This is a genomic window from Mycobacterium sp. E136 (assembly GCF_001666865.1).
GTDB lineage: Bacteria > Actinomycetota > Actinomycetes > Mycobacteriales > Mycobacteriaceae > Mycobacterium.
In genome coordinates, this window is record NZ_LZJE01000044.1 from 1 (window position 1) to 2,574 (window position 2,574).

Annotated in this window: 2 protein-coding genes and 1 pseudogene; all 3 read right to left on the reverse strand. The window is 66.5% G+C overall.

What is annotated here, in order from left to right; genetic code table 11:
* Nucleotides 1–1,250 (reverse strand): acetyl-CoA acetyltransferase (locus tag A5698_RS03380; protein WP_068293335.1); only part of this gene is annotated, 1,250 nt, incomplete at its 3' end.
* 106 nt (nt 1,251–1,356) lie between these two features.
* Nucleotides 1,357–2,259, reverse strand: a complete 903-nt coding sequence (sucD, locus tag A5698_RS03385; RefSeq protein ID WP_068293339.1) for a succinate--CoA ligase subunit alpha — start codon at nt 2,257–2,259, stop codon at nt 1,357–1,359.
* An 11-nt stretch (nt 2,260–2,270) separates the two neighbouring features.
* Nucleotides 2,271–2,574 (reverse strand): annotated as a pseudogene (locus A5698_RS03390) (ADP-forming succinate--CoA ligase subunit beta); the annotation flags it as partial.

Below are 2,574 nucleotides of genomic sequence, written 5' to 3' on the forward strand. Positions count from 1 at the left end.
TCGGTGCGCCAGTCGACCGGCCGCGTCGAATAGATGCCGACGGAATACTTGCTCATCGTGCCGCCGTTGGCGCCAACCAGGCCATATTGCCCGGGCCTGTCCCGCAATTGGGCGACCGTCTCGGCGATGGCATGCAACGAGTAGCTGTTTCCCGGGCCGCCGAAGTAAGGCAGGCCGCCGGTCACCGTCAGACCCCGCGGGTCGTCCCCGTCGATGCCCAGCGCCTCGCAGGCGACGAACACCGGGAACGGGAAGCAACTGTAGAGATCGAAGGTGGAGATGTCATCGACCCCGATCTGGGCCACCCGCAAGGCTTCTCGCACGGCGTGCACGGTCGCGGGGCTGGCGCCGAGGTCGACCCGGTCCAGCAGACCCTGCTCGGTCATATCCGAATGCCCGTGCAGATACACCCATTTCTCCTCGGGCACCCCCAGTCGGCGGGCGGCCGCCACCGACATCATGATCGCGGCGGCACCCTGGTTGACCTGATCGCGGGCCACCAGCAGACGGGGGTAGGGATCGCAGATCATCCGGTTGTCGTCGGTGACCGCGATGATCTCGTCCACCGAGCGTTCGACCGGCGACGACGAGAATGGGTTCTTTGCAGCGACTCTCGACAACGGCGCGAACAGCTCGGCCATCTCCCGGCGGTATTCGGCCACACCCAACCGCAACCGGCTGCGGCGGGCGTTGTCCAGCAGGCCGTATTGCACTGCGGCGCCGGTCAACCCGTGCGCCACCGTGTGCTCGGTGAAGTACTGGTGGACCTGGTGGCCGCGGTCCTCGAGCTGACCCTCGACGTGTTCGGTGAAGTCTGGCTTGTGGTCGCGGTTTGCGAAGTAGCGAGCCGTCGAACCCGGTTCCGAGCCGATCACCATCGCGACGTCGAATTCGCCCGCAGCGATGGCGTTGCCGGCCTCGGTGACGAGCTTCTGCGGGCCCTGTCCGCCGACCGGTTCGAGCACGACGCGCACGGGATCGCCGCCGACGCGGCCCATGACCGACCGTGGATAGTTGTTCGACTTGCCCAGCGTCGCGGGCATCGGCCCGGAGATCTCGAACTGGCGCAGGGCGTACACCGTCTCGATGGCCTTCGCGGCCGCCGCGGCGTCGAGCCCAGTGTCGGTCAGCGCCGCACGAACCGCCTCCGTCGCGAGGTCAACCGCCGACATGCCCCGATAGCCGGGATCGTCAATGCGCTCGGTGAACTGCCCGACACCGACGATGACCGGGGTCCGGGAATCGACCATTACAGACCTCCTGACAGGTGTTAATTCGTCAGGCTAATCGACGGCCACCCCGAACACGAAACCGTCCCCGGCCGCGGAGCCGGGGACGGTTTCGATGTCAAGCGAGTTACAGGCTCTGCAGGATCTCGCGAGCCAGTCGGGCGGTCTCCGACGGCGTCTTGCCGACCTTCACGCCCGCTGCCTCCAGCGCTTCCTTCTTGGCCTGCGCGGTGCCCGAGGAACCGGACACGATGGCGCCCGCGTGGCCCATCGTCTTGCCCTCCGGCGCCGTGAAGCCCGCGACGTAGCCGACGACGGGCTTGCTCACGTTGGCCTTGATGTAATCGGCCGCCCGCTCCTCGGCGTCGCCGCCGATCTCACCGATCATCACGATGATCTTCGTGTCGGGGTCCTTCTCGAAGGCCTCGATCGCGTCGATGTGCGTCGTACCGATCACCGGGTCGCCGCCGATGCCGATCGAGGTGGAGAAGCCGAGATCGCCCAGTTCGAACATCATCTGGTAGGTCAGCGTGCCCGACTTGGACACCAGGCCGACGGGACCGGAACCGGTGATGTTGGCCGGCGTGATGCCCGCCAGCGCCTCACCCGGCGTGATGATGCCCGGGCAGTTCGGTCCGATGATGCGGGTCTTCTGCCCCTTCTGAACGTTGTAGGCCCACGCATATGCGGTGTCCTGCACCGGGATTCCCTCGGTGATCACGACCAGCAGCGGGATCTCCGCGTCGATGGCTTCGATGATCGCGTCCTTGGCGAACTTCGGCGGCACGAACACCACCGACACGTCGGCGCCGGTCTCCTTCATCGCCTCGGCGACGCTGCCGAACACCGGCAACTCGACGTCGTTGCCATCTTTGTCCTTGTGCGACACCGTCGTACCGGCCTTGCGCGCGTTCACGCCGCCGACCAGCTGGGTGCCCGCCTTGAGCATCAGCGCGGTGTGCTTGGTGCCCTCACCGCCGGTGATGCCCTGGACGATGACCTTGGAGTTCTTGTTCAGAAAAATCGACATGGTCAGTCCCTTCAGGCCTTCGCCGCCAGCTCGGCGGCCTTGTCGGCGGCTTCGTCCATCGTTCCCACCTCGGTCACCAGCGGATGGTTGGCCTCGGCCAGGATGCGGCGGCCCTCCTCGACGTTGTTGCCGTCCAACCGCACGACGAGCGGCTTGTTGGCCTCGTCGCCCAGGATCTTCAGCGCGTTGACGATTCCGTTGGCCACCGCGTCGCAGGCAGTGATGCCGCCGAACACGTTGACGAACACGCTCTTGACCTGCGAGTCGTTGAGGATGACGTCGAGGCCCGCGGCCATCACCTCGGCCGAGGCGCCG

Bases quoted from the DNA above. Each gene is read 5' to 3' on its own strand.
- sucD (WP_068293339.1), bottom strand. From the start codon at position 2,259: ATGTCGATTTTTCTGAACAAGAACTCCAAGGTCATCGTCCAGGGCATC.